General features: G+C 64.4%; 20 protein-coding genes and 2 tRNA genes. 13 read left to right on the plus strand and 9 right to left on the minus strand.

Features of this window, described 5'->3' with window-relative positions; translation table 11 throughout:
- Positions 1-13 precede the first annotated feature (13 nt).
- From ACQR1D_RS17380 to ACQR1D_RS17395, 4 genes are read left to right on the plus strand one after another with little or no spacing between them, the layout of a single operon-like run.
- The gene (locus tag ACQR1D_RS17380) at positions 14-3,142 is read left to right on the plus strand and encodes an efflux RND transporter permease subunit (RefSeq protein WP_434893918.1); all 3,129 of its coding nucleotides are present in this window, start codon (positions 14-16) and stop codon (positions 3,140-3,142) included.
- Positions 3,142-6,246, plus strand: coding sequence for an efflux RND transporter permease subunit (locus ACQR1D_RS17385; protein WP_434893919.1), 3,105 nt, complete (start codon positions 3,142-3,144; stop codon positions 6,244-6,246). The genes ACQR1D_RS17380 and ACQR1D_RS17385 overlap by 1 nt, the downstream gene beginning before the upstream one ends.
- Before the next feature lie 39 nt (positions 6,247-6,285).
- Positions 6,286-7,023, plus strand: a complete 738-nt coding sequence (locus ACQR1D_RS17390) for a tRNA-uridine aminocarboxypropyltransferase (RefSeq protein ID WP_434893920.1) — start codon at positions 6,286-6,288, stop codon at positions 7,021-7,023.
- Positions 7,024-7,073: 50 nt separating this feature from the next.
- The gene (locus ACQR1D_RS17395; RefSeq protein WP_315799923.1) at positions 7,074-7,247 is read left to right on the plus strand and encodes a hypothetical protein; all 174 of its coding nucleotides are present in this window, start codon (positions 7,074-7,076) and stop codon (positions 7,245-7,247) included.
- 1,171 nt (positions 7,248-8,418) lie between these two features.
- Here the strand turns inward: ACQR1D_RS17395 and ACQR1D_RS17400 are convergent.
- Positions 8,419-8,492, minus strand: a tRNA-Cys gene (locus tag ACQR1D_RS17400).
- A 452-nt stretch (positions 8,493-8,944) separates the two neighbouring features.
- Here ACQR1D_RS17400 and ACQR1D_RS17405 point away from each other — a divergent pair.
- Positions 8,945-9,520 (plus strand): ubiquinol-cytochrome c reductase iron-sulfur subunit, encoded by a 576-nt coding sequence (locus ACQR1D_RS17405; RefSeq protein WP_316178685.1) that lies wholly within the window; start codon positions 8,945-8,947, stop codon positions 9,518-9,520.
- A 91-nt stretch (positions 9,521-9,611) separates the two neighbouring features.
- A complete protein-coding gene (locus tag ACQR1D_RS17410; protein WP_316215841.1) occupies positions 9,612-11,354 on the plus strand; it encodes a methanol/ethanol family PQQ-dependent dehydrogenase in 1,743 nt (580 codons plus the stop codon).
- Between the two features lie 120 nt (positions 11,355-11,474).
- On the opposite strand, the gene ACQR1D_RS17415 is transcribed toward ACQR1D_RS17410, so the two are convergent.
- From ACQR1D_RS17415 to ACQR1D_RS17440, 6 genes are all read right to left on the minus strand, one after another.
- Positions 11,475-11,654 carry a hypothetical protein gene (locus ACQR1D_RS17415; protein WP_315799925.1) on the minus strand — a complete coding sequence of 60 codons (180 nt, stop codon included), beginning with the start codon at positions 11,652-11,654 and terminating at the stop codon, positions 11,475-11,477.
- A gap of 369 nt (positions 11,655-12,023) precedes the next feature.
- Positions 12,024-12,428 carry a response regulator gene (locus tag ACQR1D_RS17420; RefSeq protein ID WP_434881549.1) on the minus strand — a complete coding sequence of 135 codons (405 nt, stop codon included), beginning with the start codon at positions 12,426-12,428 and terminating at the stop codon, positions 12,024-12,026.
- Positions 12,406-12,870: a response regulator gene (locus tag ACQR1D_RS17425; RefSeq protein WP_316178690.1), complete on the minus strand. Its 465-nt coding sequence runs from the start codon at positions 12,868-12,870 to the stop codon at positions 12,406-12,408. Before ACQR1D_RS17425 ends, ACQR1D_RS17420 begins: the two co-directional genes overlap by 23 nt.
- Positions 12,871-13,098: 228 nt before the next feature.
- A complete protein-coding gene (locus ACQR1D_RS17430; RefSeq protein ID WP_434839881.1) occupies positions 13,099-13,944 on the minus strand; it encodes an EamA family transporter in 846 nt (281 codons plus the stop codon).
- Positions 13,945-13,959: 15 nt separating this feature from the next.
- Positions 13,960-14,463 (minus strand): NUDIX domain-containing protein, encoded by a 504-nt coding sequence (locus ACQR1D_RS17435; protein WP_315799929.1) that lies wholly within the window; start codon positions 14,461-14,463, stop codon positions 13,960-13,962.
- Positions 14,464-14,627: 164 nt separating this feature from the next.
- Positions 14,628-14,702, minus strand: a tRNA-Asn gene (locus ACQR1D_RS17440).
- Between the two features lie 258 nt (positions 14,703-14,960).
- On the opposite strand from ACQR1D_RS17440, the gene ACQR1D_RS17445 reads away from it, so the two are divergent.
- The 5 genes from ACQR1D_RS17445 (at position 14,961) to ACQR1D_RS17465 (ending at position 21,923) form a co-directional block, all read left to right on the plus strand.
- Positions 14,961-15,146 carry a hypothetical protein gene (locus ACQR1D_RS17445; RefSeq protein WP_315799930.1) on the plus strand — a complete coding sequence of 62 codons (186 nt, stop codon included), beginning with the start codon at positions 14,961-14,963 and terminating at the stop codon, positions 15,144-15,146.
- 133 nt (positions 15,147-15,279) lie between these two features.
- Entirely contained in the window at positions 15,280-15,945 is a 666-nt protein-coding gene (locus ACQR1D_RS17450; protein ID WP_316236456.1) for a protein-L-isoaspartate O-methyltransferase family protein, read from the plus strand.
- 281 nt (positions 15,946-16,226) lie between these two features.
- A complete protein-coding gene (locus ACQR1D_RS17455; protein WP_316236457.1) occupies positions 16,227-17,612 on the plus strand; it encodes a TolC family outer membrane protein in 1,386 nt (461 codons plus the stop codon).
- 379 nt (positions 17,613-17,991) lie between these two features.
- A complete protein-coding gene (locus tag ACQR1D_RS17460; protein ID WP_315799933.1) occupies positions 17,992-18,747 on the plus strand; it encodes a PopZ family protein in 756 nt (251 codons plus the stop codon).
- A 311-nt stretch (positions 18,748-19,058) separates the two neighbouring features.
- Complete coding sequence (locus ACQR1D_RS17465) at positions 19,059-21,923, plus strand: valine--tRNA ligase (RefSeq protein ID WP_434839882.1); 2,865 nt, start codon at positions 19,059-19,061, stop codon at positions 21,921-21,923.
- Between the two features lie 81 nt (positions 21,924-22,004).
- Here the strand turns inward: ACQR1D_RS17465 and ACQR1D_RS17470 are convergent, their stop codons facing one another.
- Positions 22,005-22,643 carry a DNA-3-methyladenine glycosylase gene (locus tag ACQR1D_RS17470; RefSeq protein ID WP_316236458.1) on the minus strand — a complete coding sequence of 213 codons (639 nt, stop codon included), beginning with the start codon at positions 22,641-22,643 and terminating at the stop codon, positions 22,005-22,007.
- A 135-nt stretch (positions 22,644-22,778) separates the two neighbouring features.
- On the opposite strand from ACQR1D_RS17470, the gene lipA reads away from it, so the two are divergent.
- Both lipA and ACQR1D_RS17480 read left to right on the plus strand, forming a co-directional pair.
- Positions 22,779-23,738, plus strand: coding sequence for a lipoyl synthase (gene lipA / locus ACQR1D_RS17475; protein ID WP_434839883.1), 960 nt, complete (start codon positions 22,779-22,781; stop codon positions 23,736-23,738).
- Positions 23,739-23,748: 10 nt separating this feature from the next.
- Positions 23,749-24,222 (plus strand): type II toxin-antitoxin system RatA family toxin, encoded by a 474-nt coding sequence (locus tag ACQR1D_RS17480; RefSeq protein ID WP_315799937.1) that lies wholly within the window; start codon positions 23,749-23,751, stop codon positions 24,220-24,222.
- 359 nt (positions 24,223-24,581) lie between these two features.
- Here ACQR1D_RS17480 and ACQR1D_RS17485 read toward each other — a convergent pair whose 3' ends face one another.
- On the minus strand, positions 24,582-25,844 hold the full coding sequence (locus tag ACQR1D_RS17485) for a methyl-accepting chemotaxis protein (protein ID WP_315799938.1): 1,263 nt from the start codon (positions 25,842-25,844) through the stop codon (positions 24,582-24,584).
- Between the last annotated feature and the right edge of the window lie 136 nt (positions 25,845-25,980).

Consider the following 25,980-nt stretch of genomic DNA (forward strand, 5'->3'; position numbering starts at 1 on the left):
ACGAGCAGTCGCGATGAGCGTCTCCGAACCCTTCATCCGCCGTCCTATCGCGACCTCGCTGCTCGGCGTCGCGCTGCTGATCGGCGGCCTGCTCGGCTATCTCGCGCTGCCGGTCTCGGCGCTGCCGCAGGTCGACTTCCCGACCGTCCAGGTGACGACGCAACTGCCGGGCGCGAGCCCCGATGTGATCGCCTCACTGATCACGGCGCCGCTGGAGCGCCAGCTTGGGCAGATCCCGTCGCTCTCGGCGATAAACTCGACGAGCTCGTTCGGCGTCAGCCAGATCTCGCTGCAGTTCGATCTCGGACGCGACATCGATGGCGCCACGCAGGACGTCCAGGCGGCGATCAATGCCGCCGCCGGCGTCTTGCCGAAGTCGCTGCCCTATCCGCCGACCTATGCCAAGGTCAATCCTGCCGACGCACCGGTCATGACGCTCGCGCTGACCTCGGACACGATCTCCTTGCGCGCGATGAGCGACATGGCGGACACGATCATGGCCCAGCGGCTGAGCCAGGTCTCGGGCGTCGGCCGCGTCTCGGTGCTCGGCGGACTCAAGCCCGCGGTGCGCGTGCAGGCCGACCTGGCGCGGCTCGCCGCCTATGGCATCTCGATGGAGGACCTGCGCGCCGCCATCGCAGGCGCCAACGTCTCCGGTCCCAAGGGATCGCTCGACGGGGCGCAGCAGGCCTACCTGATCACGGCCAACGACCAGATCGGGGCCGCCGACGCCTACAAGCCGATCATCATTGCCTACCGCAACGGCTCGCCGGTCACGATCGGCGATGTCGCAACGATTATCGATGGTTTGGAGAACGATCGGACCGGCGGCTGGTACCAGGGTGTCCCTGCGGTCATCCTCGACATCCAGCGCCAGCCGGGTGCCAACGTCATCGAGGTCGTCAAGCAGATCCGTGCCGAGATACCGAAGCTGCAGCGCACGCTTCCCGCCGGCGTGAAGCTCGCCATCGTCAGCGATCGCACCGTGACCATCCGCGCCTCGGTGCACGACGTGCAGTTCACGCTGGTGCTCAGCGTGGTGCTGGTGACGCTGGTCGTGCTGCTGTTTCTGCGCTCGCTGCGGGCCACGATCATCGCCGGCGTCGCGCTGCCGCTGTCGCTGATCACGAGCTTCGGCGTGATGTACTTTGCCGGCTTCAGTCTCGACAATCTCTCGCTGATGGCACTCACCATCGGCACCGGCTTCGTCGTCGACGACGCCATCGTGATGATCGAGAACATCGTGCGCCACATGGAGAATGGCGAGAGCGCGATGAACGCTTCGCTGCGCGGTGCGCGCGAGATCGGCTTCACCGTGATCTCGCTGACCGTGTCGCTGATCGCGGTGTTCATTCCGCTGCTGTTCATGTCGGGGCTTGTCGGCCGCATGTTCCGCGAGTTCGCTTTGACCTTGACGATCGCAGTGGTGACGTCGGCGGTGGTCTCACTGACCTTGACACCGATGATGTGCTCGCGGCTGTTGAAGCATGCCAGCGAGGAATGGGTGCTGCCGGGGCTGAACGCCATCAGCCGCTTCATCGACCGCACGGTGGCGGTCTATCACCGCAGCCTGCTCTGGGTGCTCGACCGCCAGACCGAGACGCTCGTCGTGACCTTCGCGACCTTGGCGGCGACCTTGGCGCTCTACGTCGTCGCGCCCAAGGGCTTCCTGCCGCTGCAGGATACCGGCTCGATCACGGCGGTGACCGAAGCCGGCCCTGACGTGTCGTTCGTCGAAATGAAGAAGCGCCAGGCGGATGTCGCCGCCGCGATCCAGGCCGATCCCGACGTCGTCGGCGTCGTCTCGGTGATCGGCGCCGGATCGGTCAACCCGACCACCAACGTGGGCCGTCTCGTCATGACCTTGAAGCCGCTCGGCGACCGGCAGGACGGCGTCGCCGAGGTGATCGACCGGCTGAAGCAGAAAACCTCGGGCGTTCCCGGCATGACCGTGTACTTCCAGCCGGTCCAGGACGTGCAGATATCGACCCAGGCGAGCCGCTCGCAGTACCAGTACACGCTGACCGGCGCCGATGCCGCCGAGGTGTCGAAATGGGCGAGGCAGCTTGTCGGAGAAATGCGTCGCGATCCTCTGTTCCGCGACGTCTCCTCCGAATCCCAGGAGGGCGGCCTGCGCGCGGAGCTGACCATCGACCGCCAGCGCGCCGGCCAGCTCGGCGTCAGTCTGCAGGGCGTCACCGACACGCTCAATGACGCCTTTGCGCAGCGGCAGATCTCGACGATCTATGGCCAGGCCAACCAGTACCGCGTCGTGCTGGAGGCGCTGCCGATGTATCAGCGCGATCCCTCGATCCTGTCGAAGCTCTATCTGCCTGGCGCCGGCGGCCAGGTGCCGCTCTCGGCGGTGGCAAGCCTGAAGCGCACCACCGCGCCGCTGGCGATCTCGCACCAGGCGCAGTTTCCGGCGGTGTCGCTGAGCTTCAATCTCGCGCCCGGCGTGGCCCTGAGCGAGGCGGTCGACGCGCTCCATGCGACCGAGAACCGGATCGGCATGCCCGGCAGCATCATCGGAGTCTATTCGGGCGATGCCGCCGAATTCGCCAAGTCGCTGGCCGGCCAGCCCTGGCTGCTGCTGGCGGCCGTGGTCACGATCTACATCGTGCTCGGCGTGCTCTATGAGAGCTACATCCATCCGATCACGATCCTGTCGACCTTGCCGTCAGCGGGCGTCGGCGCCATCCTGGCCCTGATGCTGTTCGGCCAGGATCTCTCGGTCATCGGCTTGATCGGCATCATCCTCCTGATGGGCATCGTCAAGAAGAACGCGATCATGATGATCGACTTCGCGCTCGAGGCGGAGCGTCACGAGAACCGCACGCCCTACGACGCCATCGTGCAGGCGTGTCTCCTGCGCTTCCGCCCGATCATGATGACGACCCTGGCCGCGCTGTTCGGTGCGCTGCCGCTGGCGATCGAGAGCGGCACCGGCTCGGAGCTACGCTTTCCGCTCGGCATCTCCATCATCGGCGGCCTGCTGCTCAGCCAATTGCTGACCCTGTACACGACGCCGGTCATCTATCTCGCGCTCGACCGCATCAATCGTCGCTTCGAGCGCGCGCTGCCGCCGGCGCCGAACCTGCCGTCGCCGCCGATCGCAGGTGCTACCGAAGGCATCCAGTGATGGCCTCGATCTCCGAGCCGTTCATTCGCCGGCCGGTCGGCACCACACTGCTCTCGATCGGCCTGTTCCTGGTCGGGATCGTCGCCTACATCTTCCTTCCCGTTGCGCCGGTGCCGAACGTCGATTTCCCGGCGATCTTCGTCAGCGCGTCGCGCCCCGGCGCGGACCCGTCCGTCATGGCGGGGACGGTCGCGGCGCCGCTGGAGCGGAGGCTCGGCGAGATCGCGGGCGTCAACCAGATCACCTCGACGAGCTCGCTCGGCACCACCAACATCCAGATCCAATTCTCGATCGGCCGCGACATCGACAAGGCCGCGCGCGACGTGCAGGCGGCCATCAATGCCTCGCTGTCGGACCTTCCGAGCGACCTTCCGGCGCTGCCGCGGTTCCGCAAGGCGAACACGGCCGCGGCTCCCGTATTCGTTCTGGCGCTGACCTCGAAGACGATGACGACGAGCGCGATGTACGACGTCGCCGACACTGTGCTGGCGCAGCGGCTGTTCCAGGTACCCGGCGTCGGTAACGTCACTGTCAGCGGTGCCGACCAACCCGCCGTGCGCATCGCGCTCAATCCGGTCTCGCTCGCCAATGCCGGCATCTCGACCGACGATGTCCGGACGGCGATCATCAATGCCAATCCGATCGGGCCTGTCGGCATCTTCGAGGGCGGCCGCCAGAGCGAGACCATCGCCATCAACCGGCAGATGCGCAGCGCGGCCGAATTCCGCGACATCCTGATCAAGAGCAGCAATGGCAGCTTCGTACGGCTGTCGGATGTCGCCGACGTCGAGGATTCCGTGCGCAACGTGCGTTCGATCGCCTGGTTCAACAAGCAGCCCGCGGTGCTGATCCAGATCGCCAAGCAGGGCGATGCCAACGTGATCGAGACGGTCGACCGTGTGAAGGCGCTGATCCCGGAGCTCAAGCAATGGCTGCCGGCGGGCATCGAGATATCCACTCTGGTCGACCGCACCGGGACCATCCGCGCCTCGGTCGACGACATGCAGTGGACCTTGCTCGCGACTGCCGTGCTGGTGATGGTCGTCGTGTTCCTGTTCCTTCGCCGTCTGGTGCCGACGGTCGCGGCCGGCGTCTCGGTGCCGCTGGCGCTCGCCGGTACCTGCGCGGCGATGTGGCTCGCAGGCTTCTCGATCGACAATCTGTCACTGATGGCGCTCGCGATCTCCGTCGGCTTCGTCGTCGACGACGCCATCGTCATGATCGAGAACATGTATCGCAATCTCGAGCATGGCCTGTCGCCGATGCGCGCCGCGCTCGATGGCGCCCGCCAGATCGGCTTTACCGTGTTGTCGATCAGCCTTTCTTTGATTGCAGCCTTCGTGCCCTTGATCTTCATGGACGGCGTCGTCGGCCGTCTCCTGCGTGAGTTCTCGCTGACGCTGACCTTCGCGATCGTCGTGTCGACATTGGTATCGCTGACGGTGACGCCGATGATCTGCGCGCATTACATCAAGGAGACGCTGTCCGATCGTGCCACCTGGTTCGACCGTATCGTCGAAGGCGCGCTGTCCGGCATGGTCCGCTTCTATGCCTGGACGCTGCGCGGCGTGCTGGTTTATCCGTTTCTCACCCTGATCGTGTTCTTCGCCACCATCGCGCTCACGGTGACGCTCTACATCAAGGTGCCCAAGGGCTATTTCCCGACCGACGATTCCGGCTTCGTCATCGGTGCGACGCGCGCCTCGGCCGACATTTCGTTCCAGTCGATGCTGGGCCTGCAGCAGCGGCTCGCCGACATCGTGATGGCTGATCCCGCCGTGGCCGGTATCGGCTCGACGATCGGGGGCGGCGGCGGGCCGGGCGGCGCCACGTCCAACCGCGGCACCATGTTCATCAACCTCAAGCCCCCGGCGGAGCGCGAGGGCGTCTCGACCGAGCTCGTGATCAACCGCCTCAGGCGGAGCCTCGCGATGGTCCCCGGCATTCGGCTCTTCATGTTCGCCGCGCAGGACGTGCGCACCGGCGGCCGCCAGAGCGATTCCGACTACCAGTACACGTTGAGCAGCCCCGATCTCGACCTTCTGCAGAAATGGGCGCCGATTGTCGCCAAGCGCCTGGAGACGGTCGACGGCATCACCGACATTTCCAGCGACCGCGATCCCGGCGGCCTGCAGCTTGCGCTGCGGATCGACCGACAAAAGGCGGCGAGCCTCGGCGTCCGCGTCCAGGATATCGACAACGCGCTCAACAACGCCTTCGCGCAACGCCAGATCTCGATCGTCTACAGCCAGCGCAACCAGTACATGGTCGTGCTGGAGATCGACCCGAAGTTCCAGACCGATCCTTCCAATCTCGACCGCATCTATGTGGCCGGGGCAGGGGACGCGCAGGTGCCGTTGTCGGCGCTGGTCAAGGCCGAGCGCGGCCTGTCACCGCTGGCGGTGTATCATTCACAATCGTTCCCTTCGACCACCGTGTCGTTCAACCTGCTGCCGGACGTGCCCCTGCAGACCGCGACCGCCAACATCCAGCGCGCCGTCGACGAGCTGCACATGCCGGAGGGCATCCGCGGCAGCTTCGACGGCAATGCCGGGGACTTCAACAAGAGCAGCGGCCGCCAGCCGCTCTTGATCCTGTTCGCCCTGGCCGCGATGTATATCGTGCTCGGCGTGCTCTATGAGAGCCTGGCGCATCCGCTGACGATCATCTCGACGCTGCCGTCGGCCGGGCTCGGCGCACTGCTCGCCTTGCAGGTCACCAACACGCCGCTGACGGTGATCGCCTTCGTCGGCATCATCCTCCTGATCGGGATCGTCAAGAAGAACGGCATCATGCTGGTCGATTTCGCGCTGGAAGCCGAGCGGCAGCGCGGCATGTCATCGGCCGATGCGATCTTCGAGGCCTGCCGGGTGCGATTCCGCCCGATCCTGATGACGACCCTCGCCGCGCTGTTCGCCGGCCTGCCGCTGGTGATCGCGACCGGTCCCGGCACTGAACTGCGCCGCCCGCTCGGCATCACCATCATCGGCGGGCTGCTGGTGTCGCAGATCCTCACCCTCTACACCACGCCGGTGATCTATCTGCTGATCGACCGGCTGCGCCGCCGCTCGGCGCCGGAGCCGCTCGCAGCTCCTGCCGAATGAGCCGTTGTCGCGACGTTCAGCGGCGCGTATAGGCGCGGCATGCCAGAGACACACAACCATTCGCCGCTCGCCACCGAGGCGCCGCCCGACTGCCCGCGCTGCCAGAAGCCGCTGCCGCTGTGCATCTGCGACAGCGTCACGCCGCTGGAAAGCCGCCTGGGACTGCTGATCCTGCAGCACCCGCAGGAGCAGGACCGCGCGCTCGGCACTGCACGGCTCGCCGCACAGCATTTCAAGAACGCGGTGGTGAAGGTCGGGCTGTCATGGCCCAGCCTCGCCAAGGCGCTGGGACGGCCGGTCGCCGATCCCGCGCGCTGGGCCATTCTCTATCTCGGCTCGGCCAAGGCGGCCGAGCTCGATCCTGAGACCGAGGTGGTCGCGCTGACCCGCAAGGGCGAGGTGGCCGACAACCAGCGCGCCATCCTCAAGTCGATCGAGGGCGTGATCCTGCTCGACGGCACCTGGAGCCAGGCCAAGGCGCTGTGGTGGCGCAATCCGTGGATGCTGAAGTGCCAGCGCGTGATCCTCGGGCCGCGGCAGCCGTCGCGCTACGGCCGGCTGCGCCGCGAGCCGCGCCGCGACGGGCTGTCGACCATCGAGGCGGCGGGGATGCTGATGGCCGCGCTGGAACGCCGGCCGGAGATCGCCACGACCCTCGACGCCAGCTTCGAGCGCATGCTGGCGCGGTATCGGGAGGTGGAAAAAGAGCAACCGGAGCTCACGCCCCGCCCAAAGGCCCGCAAGCCGGATTGGCGCGGCCGTAAACGCCGGGTTTAGGAACCGGGGGTACGCTTCTTGCATTGCAGCATGGAACGAGGATCAGAGCCATGCAGGAAGCAGAAAAATCCAATGTGGTGCAGTTCAGGGATTACGCGCCCCGGCTGGCCGGCAGGTCCGGCTCGGATCGGGGCGGCGTCTCGGCCGGTGAACGAGGCGCAATTCTGACCTGGCCGCGCGCGCAGGTCAGCTATCCCGGCGGCATCGACGATCTGCCCATCTAGCGCCGGCCGCGGCCAATGGGTGGTCCAACCCGCTTGATCTTGATTGAGTGGAGGCCACGACCAGAATTGAACTGGTGTAAACGGTTTTGCAGCCTTGGAATTGGCTCTCGCCTAAGGTCCTTGATACTGACGTGACGAAACACTGACGTGCGGGCCCTGGCGAGCAAACTGACGAACAGACTGGTAAAGCGGGCCTAAAATGCGCACCCACGTGGCTTGCTCTTAGAGCTTGTCAAGTTCGTCTTCAATTTCGGAGATGACTGCGTCAACGTTGAGGGCGGACCGGCGCGCGACAGAATATAGTTCGAACACGTTTGCGTACGCCGAATCGAATTGGTCCGCGATGACTGCATCGAGGACCTCTCCATTCGATGAATTTCCACGGTAAAGATTTACGGACACGCCCGTCGTGTCGTCTTCTGGACTGGACCAATTCCAGACTTTAATAGAAGTCTTTCCCAGTGTGCAGGTGTACGCGCTCCACTGGTCTTTCCCCCACTTAAGCTTACCGTCTAGCGTGGCTTGCTTCAGCCTCGGAATGAGCGTGTCCAATGACTTCATCGATCAAGCTTTCGTAAGTACCCGATTTTCCCAATCCAAAAGGCAATCGCTCAGACCGCGCACCGCCTTGTCCAGTTTGCTTGGGTTGAAGGCCGGATCGGAGCGGATCGCTCGTGAGAGGTGAGTTTCGATGTAAGCAAGATTCCGCCGCGCCGTCCCAGTGTTCGATGGAGGCCCAGTGGATTGTTCGAGTAACGCGACGATCTGAAGGACGTCTCGCTTCACAATTCCCACAACAGTCAAAGCGGCTTGGTGGTCCCTCGCTAAGACAAACCTCCGAGCGAGCTCAAGATGAGAGTAAGCGTGGGCGATGTTAACGGACCCGAGGCGTTCCCGAAACTTCCGGAGAGTATCTGCCGCTTCTTCGGCTGCCTTGGCTGCTCGCCTGGACTGATGGAAGGTCGATGGGATCCCGAAAACCGCAATTAAAGTTCCGATCCAAGTGACGACACCAGTGACGTCGGCCCTCAGGGCCCACGTGAACCCCGCGTTCAGATAAGAATAGGACCAGCCCCACATCCAAATTCTATGAAGTCGGTTGATTTGCCGACGAATGGCTGACTCGTACGCGATGCCATACGGAGCAGACAAGCTAAGTCTTTGAAAATATTGGAGGCCACGACCAGAATTGAACTGGTGTAAACGGTTTTGCAGACCGCTGCGTAACCACTCCGCCACGTGGCCCCTGTGGGCGGAGCAATATAGGCAATCGGTCGCTTAGGCAACCACTCTCGTCGCGAAGCCGACTCCATCGATCCGGGCCCTCAGCCAGCCGGACGTTCGATCCGCCGAGCCGCGTTTCGATCGGGTCGGCACCCGGCACGGCAGCACGTAGGGGTGTTGTCGCGCTGCTCTCATCCCGACCCTGGCGCACACCTTGCGTGGTCGAAATTCCAGACGGAGCTGGCGACACCGTCGCTGCCGATCACCAGCAGCTTTCGCCGAACTGTTGCATCGGCAATGACGCGCAGCAGCGACGATAGTTGAAAACATCGCGGCGAAATCGCGCAACGCGCCTTGATTTCGTCAGGTTGTGTTGTTCTAATTGTTCTATGTCAGGGTGCGCTGCGGGACGCCGGACTTTAGAGCAGCATTCCCACGACTCAAGCACACAACTTCACACGCAAAGATCTGTCATGGATGATCACCCGACACGCCGCTCGGTGGTTTTCGGCACGCTTGCCGCATGCGCAACAGTCGCCAGCGCAGCGGCCGACGACGATGATCCTCGCAAGGAGAAGCGGCCGCAGAAAGGCGACCTGATCGTGTTCTCGGAAGGGGAGCGCGAAGGGCAGACGATCACGCCTGACGACTTGAAGCTCGGCGAGCCACCGGTTCACGCGTGGCCGAAGGATCCAGCGAATGCGATCGTGCGTGACGGATCGCGATTGAACGAGGTGGTGCTCGTCAGGCTCGATCCAAACGAACTGGACGACGACACGCGTCAGCGCGCAGCCGAAGGAATCGTGGCCTATTCGGCCATCTGCTCGCATGCGGGATGCCCGGTCACGGCCTGGATCAAGGCGACCGAGGGCAACGACGATGTCTTCAAATGCATGTGCCACAATTCCGAGTACGACCCGAGGCGCGGGGCGCAGGTCGTGTTCGGCCCCGCGCCGCGGCGGCTTGCCGCGCTTCCCCTCGCGATCAAGGACGGCACGCTCCTGATCGCCGGGCCCTTCATTGGGAAGGTAGGTGGCCAACAGGGCTGATGAGATCCCATGTCCCTATCGGAACTCGCATCGTCTCGACACCCGTCACGACAACAAGTGAATCGAAAAACGAAGCAGGGGAGGTTTGTCCATGTCCATCACGTCCACCGCGATCAAGCAATGGCTGCTATCGAGCACCGTGGCGTTCACCTGTCTCGCCGCACCGGCAGCCGTGGCCGGCCCGATCGACAACTATAGTCCCGTCACGCCCACGCGGCTCGAAAATCCCGAACCGGGCAACTGGATGCTCTACCGCCGGACCTATGATGGCCAGGGGTATAGTCCGCTCGACCAGATCAACACCACGAATGTCAAGGACATGGTGCCGGTCTGGACCTTTGCCACCGGCGTGGTCGAGGGGCACGAGGCACCGCCGCTGGTCAACAACGGCGTCATGTTCATCACGACGCCGATGGGGCAGGTGATCGCGCTGAATGCCAAGACCGGCGATCAGTACTGGCGCTACAAGCGCGAGCTCCCCGAGGATCTGTTCCAGCTGCATCCGACCAATCGTGGCGTCGGCCTCTGGCAGGACAAGCTCTACCTCGCCACGACGGACGATCATCTGGTCGCGCTCGACGCCAAGACCGGCAAGGTGCTGTGGGACAAGAAGGTCCAGGACTACAGGAAGGGACAATATCTCACGCTGATGCCGCTGATCGTCGACGGCAAGGTGATGGTCGGCGGCTCCGGCGGCGAGTTCGGCGTCCGCGGCTACGTTGCCGCTTATGACGCCGAGGACGGCAAGGAGCTTTGGCGCACCTTCACGATCCCGGCCGAAGGCGAGCCCGGGCATGACACCTGGAGCGGCGACGACTGGAAGAACGGCGGCGGCTCGGCCTGGATGACCGGCACCTACGACAAGGACACCAAGACGGTGTATTGGGGCGTCGGCAACGCCGCGCCCTGGCCAGGGGGCCTGCACCCCGGCGACAATCTCTACACCAGCTCGGTGATCGCGCTGGATCCTGCGACCGGAAAGATCAAGACGCATTTCCAGTATCACCAGAACGACTCGTGGGACTGGGACGAGGTCGATGCGCCGATGCTGGTCGACCTGCAGCGCGACGGCCGTAGCTTCAAGAGCCTGATCCATCCCGGACGCGACGCCATCTTCTGGGTGCTCGAGCGCACGCCGGAGCGCATCAACTACGTCAATGGCTGGAACTTCGTCCACACCGATGTCTGGAAGGGCATCGAGCCCGAGACGGGACGGCCGATCGTTGATCCCGCGCACAAGCCGACGCTCGGCAAGCGTGTCGACTTCTGTCCCTCGTTGTGGGGCGGCAAGGACTGGCCGTCCGCGGCCTACAGCCAGAAGACGCGCTTCGTCTACGTGCCGGCGAACGAGAATTTCTGCGGCGGCTTCACCGGGGAAAAGCTGCCGCTCGTTCCCGGCCAGCTCTGGCTCGGCACCAAGGCCGAGGACATCGGGCTCACGGTGCGGCCCGGTGCCGACCATTTCGGGGAGCTGCAGGCCTGGGATCCCGCGACAGGCAAGAAGGTGTGGTCGCACAATTTCCCGAAATCCCAGCTGTTCGGGTCGGTGACCGCGACGGCGGGCGATCTCGTTCTGGTCGGCGGCACCAACGACCGGATGTTCCGGGCGTTCCATGCCAAGACCGGCGAGCTGCTGTGGGAGCAGAAGACGAACTCGGGGATCATGGGCATGCCCGTCGCCTATGAGGTCGATGGCACGCAGTACATCGCCGTGCAGTCCGGCTGGGGCGTCGATGCGCAACGCATCCAGGATGCGCTCTCGAAAGGCAACATCGGTCTGGAGGACAACGTCCCGCAAGGCGGCGTCGTCTGGGTGTTCGCAGTCAAGAAGTAGCGCCGGCGATCTGAGGGGCGGCGGCCTCCGCCGTCGCCATCTCAGAAAATGAAGACCGCAGCAGTGTTCCGGCGAAGACGGGCCGATCCCCCGGCTTGCATGACGACAGACGATCGCACGTCAGCAGGCCGCGAACCAGCCGTCGGGAAACGGGATCAGCGGCCAGGCGCCCTGGTTGTCGTTGGCTGCCGTGGGGAGATGCAGAATTGCGAACAAGCGGGCCATGGAATCGGTCTCGGTCTCGGGCGCAATAGCGGTTCTCACAACGTCCATCAACAGCTCGTATTCCGCTTCGCTCATCTCGCCCTCGCACAAACTGCGAGCCAGGATGGCAAAATTCCACTTTGTTCAAATTGAGCGGATCGCTCAAATTCTAACGATCGGGCACGACGGACCCAATTGGTTACCGGTGCCCTTCGTTCCAAAGATACCGCGGTCCACGCCGTTCCAGTGTGAACGGGCTCACATCCCAAGGCTTCTCGTCATCCCTCGACCGGTCTGCCCGCGCGGCAGGTGTGCCGTTCAGCGATCACGAGGCCGCCCGTAGCCGACCCTGAGCAAGAGATCCACAACGCCTGCTGCGCGTCGCAGGCTGCCTCGCCTACCAAGGCCACAGAGGCGACCCGCTCCAAATGTCCGGCTCGACGCAAGCGGTAGAATCGCTGGCGGTCAAACCGCGACGGCGAGAAGCTCGGTGTCCTGCGCCAGAATGTCACGCATCAGCTGCGACAGGTCTTTCGGCTTGAACGGCTTCGCCAAACGATGAAGGCCGACCACTTTGGGCGAGGGGAAGAGCAAGTCAGGCGCCCCCTGTCCTGACTCGAGCACCATGCCCGACATCATCACGATGGGCATCGTGGGGCGGGCCGCGCGTGCAGCCCGGATCACGTCGTTGCCGTCCATGTCGGCCAGGTTGAGGTCGATCAGGGCCGCGGCGAAATCGTCGCGGGACACGGCATCCATCGCCAGCCGACCGTCGGTGACGGCCGTGACCGCGTAGCCCTCGCGAACCAGGAGATGCTGGATGACACAGCAGACGCCGACTTCGTCATCAACGACCAGGATGTTCATCATGAGCCCTTCCTGACAGACGTGGATGAGGAGCCACGCGCCGCGCCTCGGTCAGAAGTCGTTGCCGCACCTCGATCGCACGATCGACCGCTTCGAGCAGATCGAGGATGTCGAACGGCTTCTGCAACGCTGCCGTTGCTCCGAGCTTGATTGCCATACCGAGGAAGTCTGGAGCTCCCAGTTTCTTGTCGGTGAACGCGTAGCCGGAGATTGCGATGAACGGGACCGTGGGATCGAGCTTGATGAGCTCGCGAATGGTTGCGATGCCGTCCATGCCCGGCATGAACATGTCGACCACGACGGCATCGAAGGATACGCTGCCGATCAATCGAATGCCGGTCGGACCATCCGGCGCGAGAAACACGCAGAACCGCTTCTTCTTCAATAATGTTTCCAGCGCAGCGCGCGTGGCACAATCATCGTCAATAATGAGGACAGTAGGCATGGGCCACCTCAGTATCAGCGGGACTGAAGGACTCTCACGCTACAAGGACAATAGGCTGAGGCTCAAAAATGGCAAAGTAGTTAACACTGAATTAGTTGCTGCGATTCTGCAACCAGGAGTTTTACGGAACTTCCATGTCCGGACCGCAGGCAGATCTTCTGTTGTGCATCATGCGATGAAGATGGAACTATGATGTCCGGGTCGATGGCTCCGGCTGTTTGACGAATCTCAATCCGGCTTGAGCAAGGCGACGATGACCAGCCCGACTGCGATCAGCGCCGCGCAGCAAAGCCGTTGCGGCGTTGCACGCTCTTTCAGGAACAGCACGCCGATCAGCGTCGCAAACAGGACGCTGCATTCGCGAAACGCGACCACATTGGCGATCGGATTGCGGCTCAAGGCCCAAAGGAATACCACGAATGACGTCAGCCCCAGGGTGCCTGCGATCAGCACCGGAGTCCGGGCGTCTCGGATCTCCAACACCAGCGCAGGTCCTCGCAACATCATTGCGACGAGAAAGAACACGACACTGTCGAGCACGATCATCCAGACCGTGAACGAAGCCCAGCCTTCGGTCTGCCGAGTGCCTGCCGCATCGACGACCGAATAGCCGGCGACCAGTGCGGCGGCGCAGACCGCAGCCCAGAACGCGCGGCGGTCGATCGGACCGTGGATGCGGTCGCGTGCCAGGCCGGTGATTCCGAGGACGATGACGGCGATTCCGATCAACTGCCCGCTCCGTGGCAGTTGCTGCAGACCCAGCGAGGCAAATAGCGTTGCGAACAGCGGAACGGTGCCACGCGCGATCGGGTAGGTACGTCCAAGCTCGGCTGAACGGTAGGCCATTGCGAGGCTCGCCTTGTAGCCCGCGTGCAAGACCAGCGAGGCCACGATGAGCGGCCAGGTCGAGAGCGCCGGAACGGGAACGAGAAACATGAAGGGCAGGATCAGGGCGCTGCTCACCAGACCCATGCCAGCCAGAAGGGAGAGGCTGCTGCCGGTCTTGACGATGGCATGCCAGCTCGCATGAAGCAGACCGGCCATCAGCATGAGAATTGCGGCGACAGGATCCAAGGATTCGAGTCCGGTTCAGCTCTCGGGCCGCCAGCTCGCGGCAGCGAAGTAGGGGACCGGGTCGTGCTGGAGCGCCTGACGCGAGATGATCCGGCTCGATGGCGACACCGGGAGCTGGTCCCATTCCCCACGATCGACGAATCGGAGGCTCGCGATCTCCTCGCCGTCAGGCGCAAGCGCGCCGCCTTCGATGACGGCTTCGAAGGCGATGACCGTATAGTAGGTCAGATCACCGTTGGGATAGCGGATGAGGAACTCCGGGCCGCCGAACACCCCGAGCAGACGTTTCGGGCGGACCACGAGGCCGGTCTCCTCAAAGCATTCGCGGGTGGCGGCGTCGGCCGGATGCTCATTCGGATCGATGGCGCCGCCGGGCAACGTCCAGAGGCCCGTCTCCGCGTCGCGCCCGAGCAGAATGCGGCCCTGGTCGTCGAACACGGAGATGGAAACCGCCGTGGTCGCCAACAGATCATGGCCGATCTTGCTGCGGACGGCTCTCAGATGATCGGAAATCGGCATCGCTGGTCGTCACTGCAGAAGGAGTGCCCCCGCTTGCCCGACGCCCCATGCGCGGTCAAGGGAAGACAGTGAAGATCGGCGAACGTTCGCCGCCAATCGGCGGATGTCCCGCGTCACAAGAAAGAAGGATTGGGAGGATAAAGAACCATTCGGCATGGCCAGAATGGCTCCCCGGGCTGGATTCGAACCAGCGACCATTCGATTAACAGTCGAATGCTCTACCGCTGAGCTACCGAGGAACAGGCGAAGCAATGTTCGCGAATGCGGCTGCGTATAACAAAGCCGTTTCGCCTTGCATAGAACGAAATCGCATCTTTGCGACGATTGCGGGCTCAGGAATAAAATACCGAAATTTCATATGGTTAGATTGATTTTGAACGCTTGCTGGGCAGCGGCCGCCCACAGTTCGATGACAGGAAATTCACTTGGAGGGGAGCAAACCGGCCCCGATAGTTTGCTGGAACCGGCCAGTCCCCCGCGGTCATGGAGTGTCGTAGATGCCAAACACCGTCATCCCATTCGCTGAAGAAGTCTCCGCGCCCTCGTTGATTCCCGACCAGGTCGAGCGTCTCAGCGACGACGAATGTCTCACGCGGTTGGCCGACATGATGACGCGCGGTGATTCTGAACATATTGACGAGATCGTGCAGTTGCTCGGGCGACTGGCCGTGGTGATCGAGTAGCCGGCGGTCGGCGTCCTCACAGGCGGTGTCCCAGCGGCTCCGTTGAAACCCGCATGTTGCCTTTTCGAGGGCCTTGTACCAAAAGATTGCGCAGATCGTCCGCGGTCCATCCGCTTTGCTTGCAGGTCTGCTCATGTCTTCATTCGCGACGGCGCGCCAGAAAATGGTCGATGGTCAGGTCCGGACCAACGACGTCACCGATCACCGCGTGCTGGATGCGTTGTTGACCGTGCCGCGGGAAGCCTACGTTCCCACAGATCGGCAGGCGCTGGCCTATCTCGACCTGGATCTCGACGTCTCCGAATCCGCTTCGACCAAGCGGTATCTGATCAAACCGATGCTGACGGGAAAACTGCTGCAGGCTGCCGAGATCAAGCCGACCGACAGCGTGCTGGTGGTCGGATGTGCGACGGGCTATCTCGCTGCGTTGGCCGCCCGGCTTGCGGGCAGCGTGACGGCGACCGAGGTCGATTCGGCGGTCGAAGGTCGCGCCAAGCATCTGCTTGCCGCCGTCGATGGCTGCCCGGTTACGATTCGAGTCGCGCCGGCTGCGGAGGGTGATCCGGCGGACGGCCGCTTCGACGTGATTCTCCTCAATGGAGCGACCGAGGTCGCTGTTGACGGTCTTTGCCGTCAATTGAAAGAGGGCGGCCGCCTGGTCGGCGTCTTCGCCACCTCGCGACCCGCCCGCGCCATGATCTTTACGCGATCGCATGGTGATATCGGCAGCAGGGTTCTGTTCGATGCCGCGGCGCCGGTCATTTCCGGCCTCGAACGGGTCCCCGAGTTCGTTTTTTAAGTCGTCAGACGAAGTTCTTGGCGACCCCTCTGAACTGCCGGCATCCCGTCGCGCAGTACGGCTTGGTGCGTTGTCTTCGCGGCTGCGGGCGGGCAAAATTCTGTTTTAAATCAGAAGTGTGGCCTGGATGCTGCACGTTGACAGTTTTCGATACGGGTTCCAGGCTTGGGTGGTTCCGTTGCGCTTGCATGGGGAATAAGGTGCGAGGTGCGCGGGAGTCTCTTCAACAGGTTACGGCCCGGCTCTGGCGTTCGAGCCGGTAACAAATGAATGGAACAGGGATGTTTGGGGTGAAGCTCGTCACCGCAGCGGCGGCTGTGGTCCTCGTGATGGCTTGTGCAGGCCCGACGCCTGCGCTGGCCGACACGATCGAGGCTGCGCTGGTGCGCGCCTATCAGAACAACCCGCAACTGAACGCGTCGCGGGCCCAGGCTCGTGCGGTCGACGAAGGCGTTCCGCAGGCACTCTCGGGGTATCGGCCGAAGGTCAATCTGACTGCGACGGCGGGCATTCAGTATACGGATTTGCAAGCGGCACCCGCGACGCCGGCCGCGCACGGCGTGCAAAGGCCGCGAAGCGTCAGCCTGACGGTCAACCAGAATCTCTACAACGGTCAGCAGACGGCAAACGGCGTGCGCAAGGCCGAGGCGAACGTCTCGGCGCAACGCGAGGCTCTCCGCATTCTCGAGCAGCAGGTGCTGCTAGCCGCGGCCACGATCTATATGGACTATCTGCGCGATGCGGCGATCGTCGAGGTCCAGCGCAGCAACACGCGAGTGCTGGAGCAGACGCTCAAGCAGACTCGGGATCGGTTCAACGTCGGCGAGGTCACCCGCACCGACGTCGCGCAATCCGAGGCTCAGCTCGCCGCCGGCCGCACGCAGCAGCTCACAGCAGAGGCCCAGCTGACGGCGACCCGCTCGAACTTCCGCCGAATCATCGGCAACGATCCCCAGAATCTGGCGCCGGGCTCTCCTGTTGATCGTTACTTGCCGCCGAGCCTCCAGCAGTCGGTCGAAACGGCCCTGACGGAAAACCCGAGCGTGACCGCGGCGATGTACGGCATCGACGTCCAGTATCTTGACACGAAGATCAAGGAAGGTGCGCTGCTGCCGTCCGTAAACGTCCAGGCTCAGGCTCAGCAGGGCTATGAGTCGAGCCTGCAATCCTATCGTGGGTTCAGCGCGTCGGCTGTCGCCTCGCTGAACGTTCCGATCTACAACGGAGGGGCGGAATATTCGCTGATCCGGCAGTCCAAGGAGTCGCTGGCACAGCAGCGTCTGGTCCTGGAGCAGACGCGTGATCAGGCTCGCTCCGACGTGGTATCTGCCTGGGGCAAGCTGCTCGCGGGCAAGGCTCAGGTGCAGTCGGCGCAGGCCCAGGTGGCGGCCTCCGAGATCGCCTTGAACGGCGTGCGCGAGGAAGCCAAGGCGGGCCAGCGGACCACGCTGGATGTCCTCAACGCTCAGCAGGCGCTGGTCAATGCGCGGAACTCGCTGGTGAACGCACAGCACGATCGTGTGGTGGCGTCCTACTCGGTGCTTCAGACCGTCGGTCGGCTGTCGCCGCAGGTGCTGAACCTGCCGACGACCACCTACGATCCCAGCGTTCACTACCAGCAGGTCCGGGATAACTGGGCGGGTGTACGGACGCCGGATGGTCGTTAGTACATTCTTAATATCGACCCTGATCCCTCGGTCCTTGGCCGGGGGATTTTTTTGTGGCACATGCTGTGGTTGTGACGAATGGGCGACGCTTGACAGGCGACCTCCGTGCTCCACCGGGTTCGCGGCCGGCGTTGCTTGCATTCATTTGTTGCCATGACATAGCCTCAAAATGGCCGCCGAACGATTCGGACTGCGTCGGAAGTTCTTCCAAGAATAGTCTCCGACATGGGCAGTATCGTTCTGTTGTTTTGCATCGATCAGGCCTTGTCCGGAGACAAGTTGGCATGTCCGTTGAGAAGTCCAAGCCTCTTGGATCCGGCGCCCGGGACTTTTGCGCCGCGCCGATACGTAGGGCGGCGTTGCTGATTTGGAGTCGGAAATGACGCAGCCTGCGAAGGTCCAAGAACCCTCCATGGAGGAGATTCTGGCGTCGATCCGGCGTATCATTGCCGACGACGAGGGCAAGCCGCCGGCGGCGGACAAGGCTGCCGCGCCGGAGCCGGTGAAGGCCGAGAAGCCGGCGGCCCCGGCCGCGAAGCCGGTGATGAACGACATCCCGCCTTCGAAGATCGCTGCTGCGGCCCCCGCCAAGCCCGCGCCACCACCACCTGCGCCGCCGCCCGCGGCGGCTGCGGCGCCCAACAGTCAGGATGACATTGACGCATTGCTGGCGGGTTTGGATGAAACGACTCCGGCGGCAGAGGTCCGGCCGGCCGAACCCGAGCCGGATCCAGAACCTGAAGTACTTGAGTTGACGGACGACATGGCAGTGGCCCCACCGACTCCCGCTCCAGCGCCAGCCCCCGCCGCGGCATCCTTCCGAAAGGTGGATCCGCAGAACGATATCGAGTTCATCGAGTCCGGGCGGCTCAACCAGAAGGCCGCGAGCTTCGAGTCGTCTTTCGAGCAGGCCACGCCGAAACAGCCGATCCTGGCGCCGTCCACGGTCAACGCCGTCGAATCGGCATTCAATGCGCTGGCCAACACCGTGCTGAGCAACAACGCCCGGACGCTTGAGGACCTCGTCAAGGAGATGCTGCGTCCGATGCTGAAATCGTGGTTGGATGACAATCTTCCGGCCCTGGTGGAGCGCATCGTCAAGGCCGAGATCGAGCGCGTCTCGCGCGGCCGCTGACGCCGAGAGGGGGCACGAACTCGCATTCCGTTCTGGAGCGAGCCGCGGCGGGCGGTAGGCCCTTTCCGTCAATGTTCGCCGCTGCTGTTGACTTGGCGCGCCGCGGCGGCTTTCTAGCCCTGTCAAGCTGATCCCTGCCGGACGGATCGAGAGGGCTCCTCCGGGAGCACGGTCCGCGGTCGGACATCAGTCCGAAAACAGCCCAAGCACCAACAGCTTGCGTGAGCTTTTTCAGGTCATGTCACAAAAGGCCCGGACGAGTTCCGCGACATCCCGAATTGGACAGCCGGCCCCACGCCGCTGGAAATGCCATGATCGATAAGAATTATCAGCCCACCGATCTCGAAGGTCGCATGTCCCTGGTCTGGGAGGATGCCCGGGCGTTCTCCGCCGGTCGCCCCGATCGCCGCGATGCCGATCCTTTCACCATCGTGATCCCGCCGCCGAACGTGACCGGATCGCTGCACATGGGGCACGCGCTCAACAACACGCTTCAGGACATCCTGTGCCGGTTCGAGCGCATGCGCGGCCGCGACGTGCTGTGGCAGCCCGGCACCGACCATGCCGGCATCGCCACGCAGATGGTGGTCGAGCGCCAACTGATGGAGCGCCAGCAGCCCGGTCGCCGCGAGATGGGCCGCGAGAAGTTCCTCGCGCGCGTCTGGCAGTGGAAGGACGAGAGCGGCGGCACCATCATCAACCAGTTGAAGCGTCTCGGCGCCTCCTGCGACTGGGGCCGCGAGCGCTTCACGATGGACGAGGGCCTGTCCAAGGCCGTCGTCAAGGTGTTCGTCGAGCTGCACCGCGCGGGTCTGATCTACAAGGACAAGCGGCTGGTCAACTGGGACCCGAAGCTGCTGACGGCGATCTCGGACCTCGAGGTCCAGCAGATCGAGGTCAAGGGCAACCTCTGGTACCTGCGCTATCCGATCGAAGGCAAGACGTTCAGCCCCGAGGATCCCACGAGTTTCATCGTCGTCGCGACCACGCGTCCCGAAACCATGCTCGGCGACAGCGCAGTCGCCGTGCATCCGGATGACGAGCGCTACCAGCATCTCGTCGGCAAGCGCGTGATCCTGCCGCTGGTCGGGCGCGAGATCCCGATCGTCGCCGACACTTACTCGGATCCGGAGAAGGGCACCGGCGCGGTCAAGATCACGCCGGCGCACGACTTCAACGATTTCGAGGTCGGCCGCCGCCACGGCCTGCCGCAGATCAGCATTCTTGATCGCGAAGGCTGCATTGCGCTGGTCGACAACGAGGACTATCTGCGCGGCCTTCCCGAGGGCTCCGAGGAGTTTGCCAGGGAGTTCCACGGCATCGAGCGTTTTGCTGCGCGCAAGAAGATCCTGGAGCGACTGGAATCCTTCGGCTTCCTCGAGCGGGTCGAGCCGAACACGCACATGGTGCCGCATGGCGACCGCTCCGGCGTCGTGATCGAGCCCTATCTGACCGACCAGTGGTATGTCGACGCCAAGACCCTGGCGCAGCCGGCGATCGCGGCGGTCAGGTCGGGCGCGACGACGCTCGTGCCGCGCAACTGGGAGAAGACCTATTTCGACTGGATGGAGAACATCCAGCCCTGGTGCATCTCGCGCCAGCTGTGGTGGGGCCATCAGATTCCCGCCTGGTACGGCCCTGACGGCAAGGTCTTCGTCGCCGAAACCGAGGAGGAGGCCGTCGGCCACGCCATCGGCTACTACGTCGAGCAGGAGGTCATCACGGCGGAGCAGGGGCGCGAGATGGCGCTCGACCGCAACAAGCGCGAAGGCTTCATCACGCGTGACGAGGACGTGCTCGACACCTGGTTCTCCTCGGCGCTGTGGCCGTTCTCCACGCTCGGCTGGCCCGACGATACACCCGAGGTGAAGCGCTACTATCCAACCAACGTGCTGGTCACCGGCTTCGACATCATCTTCTTCTGGGTCGCCCGCATGATGATGATGGGCCTGCACTTCATGAAGGAGGTGCCGTTCTCGACCGTCTACATCCATGCGCTCGTCCGCGACGAGAAGGGCGCCAAGATGTCGAAGTCGAAGGGCAACGTCATCGATCCCCTCGCGCTGATCGACGAGCACGGCGCCGACGCGCTGCGCTTCACCCTGGCGGCGATGGCAGCCCAAGGCCGCGACATCAAGCTGTCTACGCAGCGCGTCGACGGCTACCGCAAGTTCGCCAACAAGCTCTGGAACGCCAGCCGCTTCGCCGAGATGAACGGCTGCACGGTGCCCGAGGGCTTCGACCCCGGCTCCGCGAAGGAGACCCTGAACCGCTGGATCGCGCATGAGGCGGCCGCGGCGACGCGCGAGGTCACCGAGGCGCTCGAGGCCTATCGCTTCAACGATGCCGCCAACGCGATCTACCGCTTCGTCTGGGACGTCTACTGCGACTGGTATGTCGAGCTCTCCAAGCCGACCCTGCTCGGCGAGGACGGGCCCGCCAAGGCCGAGACCCGCGCCATGGTGGCCTGGGCGCGCGACGAGATCCTCAAGCTCCTGCATCCCTTCATGCCCTTCATCACCGAGGCGCTGTGGGAATCGACCGCCAAGCGCGACAGCCTGCTGACCCTGTCGCCCTGGCCGCACCGCACCGACAGGCCGACGGTCGCCGAGATCGCCGCGCTGTCGGCTGCCAGCTTCGGCGATCCCCTGGTGCCGCCGCTGCTGGTCTCGTTCGACGCCACCAGCTTCAAGGACGAGGCGGCCGAGGCCGAGATCGGCTGGGTGGTTGACCTCGTCACCGCGATCCGCTCGGTTCGCGCCGAGATGAACATCCCGCCGGCGACCCTGATGCCGCTCGCGCTCGTCGGCGCCTCCACCGAGACGAGGGAGCGCGCACCACGCTGGAGCGAGGTCATCAAGCGCCTCGCGCGGCTCTCCGACATCACCTTCGCCGACGCCGCACCTGACGGCTCCGCCCAGCTCGTCGTGCGCGGCGAGGTCGCCGCGCTGCCGCTCAAGGGCGTCGTCGATCTCGCCGCCGAGCGCACCCGCCTGGGCAAGGAGATCGCCAAGGCCGAGGCCGACATCGAGCGCGTCGACAAGAAGCTCGGCAACGAGAAGTTCGTCGCCAACGCACCGGAGGAGCTCGTCGAGGAGGAGAAGGAGAAGCGCGAGGCGGCGCTGGCGCGCAAGGCCAAGTTCCAGGAGGCGCTGTCGCGGCTGCAGGGCGTCTGACACGACGCTCTCTCCTCCGTCATTGCGAGCGAAGCGAAGCAATCCAGAGTCCCAGCGAAGCCCCCTGGATCGCTTCGTCGCTTACGTTCCTCGCGATGACGGCGGAAATGGCTTGCTCAGGAACCGCGAGCCCTTCAGGCCGAAACGCCACGGCAGCTCGACGGCCTTGGTGATGCCGATGCGGATGCCGGTGACGACCTCGACATCGCCTGTCCGCGCGAACAGCTCGATCGGCGGAGCATCGAGCGGCAGTGCGTTATGCGCGATCGTGATGCCCATCGCCTCCGTCAGCTTGCCTGGCCCCGCGCACAGTGCACGGACGTCCTCGAGCCCACGCCGCCGCTGCATCTCCTCCATCCCCATCGTCGGCTCGATCGCCCGGATCAGCACAGCGCTCGCCGAGCCCTCGGCCTCGCAGACGAAGTTCACGCACCAATGAATGCCGTAGGAGCGGTAGACATAGGCGAAGCCGGGCGGGCCGAACATCACCTGGTTGCGCGGTGTCGGTCCCCGGAAGGAATGTGCCGCCGGATCGGTGTGGTGATACGCCTCGACCTCGACGATGATCCCGCCGACGCCGTCGACCAGAAACGTCGCCCCGATCAGCTCCGGCGCCACCGCGAGCACCTCGCGGGCGAAGAACGCCCGCGTCAGCCGCTTGGCCGCCGCATTGCGCCGGAGCCGTGAAACTCCGGGGGCTTTTGCCGGTTTTTGCGCCATTCTCGAGGAAATCCGCCGTGGTGAGCGCTGTTCCGCGCTGCCCATATCTGCCATGCCCTGGTATCCTCGGCCAGCCGGTTGCGGTGCGCCGCGGCACGGAATAGCTAGGGCGCAACAGAGGTTTGTGCGAATCCCATGGTCACCATCGTCGACATCAACGCGAACACGCCGCTGCGCCCCCGCCACCCCGAAAAGGCGAACCGGCCGGATTCCATCTCGCCGGCCAAGCCGGCTTGGATCCGGGTCAAGGCGCCGACCACCCGCGGCTATGCCGACACCCGCAACATCGTGCGCGAGAACGGCCTCGTCACCGTATGCGAGGAGGCCGGCTGCCCGAACATCGGCGAGTGCTGGGACAAGAAGCACGCCACCTTCATGATCATGGGCGACACCTGCACGCGGGCCTGCGCCTTCTGCAACGTCAAGACCGGCCTTCCCGCCGCCCTCGACGCCGGCGAGCCCGAGCACGTCGCGGAGGCGACCTTCAAGCTCGGCCTGACCCATGTCGTGGTCACCTCGGTCGATCGCGACGATCTCGCCGACGGCGGCGCCGCCCATATCGCCGCGACCATCCGCGCCATCCGCGCGAAATGCCTGACCACCACGATCGAGGTGCTCACCCCCGACTTCCTGCGCAAAGAGGGAGCGCTGGAGCAGGTCGTCGCGGCCAAGCCCGACGTCTTCAACCACAATCTCGAGACCGTGCCGTCGCGCTACCTCTCGGTCCGCCCCGGCGCGCGCTACTTCCACTCGATCCGGCTGCTGCAGCGGGTCAAGGAGATCGATCCCACCATCTTCACCAAGTCCGGCATCATGGTCGGCCTCGGCGAGGAGCGCCACGAGGTGCTGCAGGTGATGGACGATCTGCGCTCGGCCGAGGTCGATTTCCTCACCATCGGGCAGTATCTGCAGCCGACCAGGAAGCATCACGCCGTGATGCGCTTCGTCACGCCGGAGGAATTCTCCGGCTATGAGACCGTCGCCTACACCAAGGGTTTCCTGATGGTGTCGGCGAGCCCGCTCACGCGCTCCTCGCACCATGCCGGTGAGGATTTCGCCAGACTGAAGGCCGCGCGCGACGCGCTCGCGCGCTGATCGAGACCAGATGCCGAGATTTTCCAACAAGCGCCGCGTCGCGCACACGGCCGACCAGATGTTCGACCTCGTCGCCGATGTCGAGCGCTATCCGGAGTTCGTGCCGCTGTGCGAGAAGCTGGTGGTGCGCCAGCGCAATCCGAAGCCTGACGGCACCGAGGTCGTCGTCGCCGACATGACGGTCTCGTTCAAGCTGGTCAAGGAGACCTTCACCAGCCGCGTCACGCTCGACCGCGCCGGGCGCAAGATCCTGGTCGAATATGTCAGCGGACCGTTCTCAAGCCTGGAGAACCGCTGGAGCTTCGAGCCAACAGAGCAGGGCGCCTGCGAGGTGACGTTCTTCATCGCCTACGAGTTCAAGAGCCGCATGCTGGCGATGCTGATGGGCTCGATGTTCGACACGATCTTCGCGCGCATGTCGGCGGCGTTCGAGAAGCGCGCCGACGCGATCTACGGCCGCAAGCCCGCGGTGTCGTCGACCTAAGTCTTTCTCGAGGCCTACCGGTGGTAGACGACAGAGGGCGCCTCACCCTCAGTCGTCATCCCCGCGAAAGCGGGGATCCATAACCACAGGATCGCGTGTGGCGGCAGGCAGGTAACTCCGAGCCCGTCTCACCCCATCTGCTGCGGCGTATGGATCCCGGGTCGGCGCCTCCGCGGCGCTTTGCGCCGCTGCGGCTTGCCCGGGATGACAGCGGGGGGAGGCTGGCGGTATGCCAACCATACAGGGACGGCGCCGTGCCGATCGCGTCGTTCCAAAAATCCTATCCACGTTTCAAACAGCCGCTCCGCGACATCGTCGCGGAGCCCATCTGATCGCGGACCGTCAGCCTGCGATCGTTCCTACGCCGCCTGCACGGCGGTCAAGAAGTCCTTCACCTTGCCGCGCAGCTCGTCGGCATGCTTGGCGAGCTGGCCGGCTGCACCCAGCATCTGCCGCGCGGCGCCGCCGGCCGATTCCACCGTCTGGCTGACGGAGCCGATGTTGGTGGCGACCTCGCGGGTGCCGCTGGCGGCCTGGCTGACCGAGCGGGCGATCTCCTGCGTGGCATGGCCCTGCTGGTCGACCGCGGTGGCGATCGTCTTGGCGATCTCGCTGATCTGGCCGATGGTGCCGCCGATGCCCTGGATCGCCGCCACCGTATCGCTGGTGGCGCGCTGCATCGCGCTGATGTGGGCGCTGATCTCGTCGGTCGCCTTTGCGGTCTGGCTCGACAGGCTCTTCACCTCCGAGGCGACGACCGCGAAGCCGCGGCCGGCATCGCCGGCGCGGGCGGCCTCGATGGTCGCGTTCAGCGCCAGCAGGTTGGTCTGGCTCGCGATCGCGTTGATCATGTCGGTGACGGCGCCGATCTTGGCCGCAGCGTCCGCCAGGCTGTTGACGAGGTCGTTGGTGCGCGAGGACGCCTCGACCGCCTCGGCGGCGATGGTCGAGGAGGTCGCGACCTGGCGGTTGATCTCGCTGACCGAGGTCGACAGCTCCTCGGTGGCGCCGGCCACCGACTGGACGTTGGACGAGGCGGAGTTGGACGCCGACGCCACCAGCGCCACGCGCTGCGCGGCCTGATCCGCGGTCGTCGTCAGCGAGGCCGCCGTGGTCTCGACCTCGCGCGAGGCGCCGGAGATGGCGTTGGCAATGGCGCCGACGCTGGTCTCGAAATCCTTGGCGATCCGGTCGAGCGCGCGCTTCTTCTCCTCGCGTGCGGCGATGAGGTCGGAAAGGTCGCGGCGGAAGCTGATGACGTAGGTCTGGCCCTCGACCTGGGTCGGCACCAGCGTGATCTGCACCAGCGCCGGGCTGCCGTCCGCGCGCTTGGTGGTCCACTCGAATGTCGCGTGGCCCTCGCGCCTCGCCTTGGCGTCCATCTCCTTCACCACATCGGCGGAGCGCTTGCCGCTGGGCTGGAACTCCGGCGCCATGGTCGCCGGTGAACGCGACAGCAGGTCCTGCTTGCTGCGGAAGCCGCCGAAGCGGACCGCGGTCTCGTTGCAGGCGATGATCTTGCCGTCGGACATCACCAGGATGGCGTCGCGATGGCGTTCGAACAGCTCGGTCATCAACAGGTTATGCGTGCGATCAGCCGACTTGCCGGAGAAGAAAGCCATGGGGTCCCGAATCCACTGTCAGAGAAGAATGCGCGAGACGTAGCAGGACAAAATTAACCAAAACCTTTAGGCTAGGACGGTGCGTACGATAATCGTCGGCGATCCGGATGACGGGGACGGCATCGAGCGGACAGGC

Origin of the sequence: Bradyrhizobium sp. HKCCYLRH2047 (assembly GCF_051168175.1) — a bacterium.
Classification (GTDB): domain Bacteria; phylum Pseudomonadota; class Alphaproteobacteria; order Rhizobiales; family Xanthobacteraceae; genus Bradyrhizobium.